Origin of the sequence: Mesorhizobium sp. M7A.F.Ca.CA.004.04.2.1 (assembly GCF_004022825.1) — a bacterium.
Taxonomy (GTDB): Bacteria; Pseudomonadota; Alphaproteobacteria; order Rhizobiales; family Rhizobiaceae; genus Mesorhizobium.
The window spans coordinates 1-1,126 of sequence record NZ_RZPH01001416.1 but is presented as its reverse complement, the minus strand read 5'-3'; the positions used below and the strand labels follow the sequence as shown (position 1 = coordinate 1,126).

Genomic DNA, 1,126 nt, shown 5'->3' with positions numbered 1-1,126 from the left:
CACGAAACTCGACATGAACCGGGCCACGCGGGGATCCGCCCATCACCGCGCCTGCGCCTTGGGATCACGGCGTGCCGAAGCCGGGCGTTTGCGCGCAGGCTGAGCCTCAGCCGCCGCGGCGGCGCGAAGAATGATGTCGGCGGCCTCGCGCAGGTCGGCCACCAGCGCCTTGCGCGCAGCCGCGCCATCGGCGCGACGCAGCGCCGCGAGCATTTCGTCATGATGGTCAAGGCCCAGGCCGTAGGTCACGTCCGAGCGGACGATGTTCAAGAACGGTCCTGCTTGCAGCCACAATTTCTCGATGATTTGCTGGATGAGAGGTGACCGCGCGGCATGGTACATCGTGAAATGGAAGCGCCTGTTCAAGCCGAGATAGCTAGCCATGACATTGCTCTCGACGCATTCGCGCATCAGCCCGTTCAGCTTCGCCAATTCATCGAGTTCTTCGGGCGTGATGGTCGTCGCGGCCCACTCGGCCGCCGTTCCTTCGACGCTGCAGCGCACACGCACCAGATCCGAAATACGCGCCACCGTGGCCTCGGGGACGATGACGCCCCGATTTGGGTGGTCGAACATTGCCTCGTCGCTGACGAGTTGCCGCAAGGCCTCGCGCACCGGCATGGCGCTGGTCCGGTACTGTTCGGCAAGCTGTCGCACGACCAGTCTTTGGCCGGGCAGGAAGTCACCGTTCATCAGTGCTTCCTTCAAGCCCGTATGGACACGAACATGAGCTGTCTTTTGCGCGGCTGAGCCGGCACTGGCATTCTTGCGATCAAGCATCAGTTTGTCCGGCGCGGCAGTATTTTGAGGTTGCTCGACAGGAAATCGTCGAATGCGCCGGCGAAGCCGTCGAGTTCGGTGTCGCCAAATGGCAGTGACAACGCCAGCATGCCGCGCGGCGTCACGTAGTACCCTCGCAACAGCATTTCGATATGCCAAAGCGCAATCACCGAAGGATCGGCATCGTCGAGCCGCGCCGGAGTGTCCACCGGCCCCCTGACGAAATGCAGGTTCATCAACGACCCACGCCCTATGACGATGCCCTCGACGCCATGCCTTTCAAGGGAGACGTTCATCGCTTCGCGCAAGCGATCGCCGCGCCCATTGATGGCGCGGCTCGCCTCTT

General features: G+C 62.9%; 2 protein-coding genes. Both read right to left on the bottom strand.

Features of this window, described 5'->3' with window-relative positions:
• Positions 1-42: 42 nt before the first annotated feature.
• Positions 43-780: a GntR family transcriptional regulator gene (locus EN893_RS35035; protein ID WP_127270373.1), complete on the bottom strand. Its 738-nt coding sequence runs from the start codon at positions 778-780 to the stop codon at positions 43-45.
• Positions 780-1,126: hypothetical protein (locus EN893_RS35030; protein WP_206640248.1), on the bottom strand; the 347-nt coding region annotated here is incomplete at its 5' end. The genes EN893_RS35030 and EN893_RS35035, both read right to left, overlap by 1 nt.

Coding starts and splice junctions, on each gene's coding strand:
- EN893_RS35035 (WP_127270373.1), bottom strand. CDS start 780: ATGCTTGATCGCAAGAATGCCAGTGCCGGCTCAGCCGCGCAAAAGACA.